We start from the raw sequence: 254 nt of genomic DNA, 5'->3' as shown, positions 1-254 counted from the left end.
CGCCGGATCACGGGCAGGGCGCCGTGGGCGCGCTGTAGGGGGCCGGCGGCGTTGATCGCGATGCCGTAGCAGGTGAGCGCCAGGAGGATCATGACGATGCCGGCGATGCTCGATGAGCCCTCGCCGACGGTGGGGAGGGCGATGAGGACCCCGCCGGCGGTGCCGATGACGAGGCCGATGATCCGACCGGTGTTGATGCGGAGTCCGAACGCGAGCAGGCCGACGACGACGACCGTCACCGGATTGAGCCCGTT

Annotated in this window: 1 protein-coding gene; it reads right to left on the bottom strand. The window is 70.5% G+C overall.

Going from position 1 to position 254, the window contains the following annotated elements:
* The coding region (locus GJQ66_RS14335; RefSeq protein WP_230379655.1) for a hypothetical protein at nt 1-254 on the bottom strand (254 nt) is incomplete at both ends.

It is taken from the genome of Microbacterium sp. ZXX196, assembly GCF_009709595.1.
GTDB lineage: Bacteria > Actinomycetota > Actinomycetes > Actinomycetales > Microbacteriaceae > Microbacterium > Microbacterium excoecariae.
Note: the sequence above shows the minus strand (reverse complement) of the source record. Positions and strands in the feature narration are given on the sequence as shown.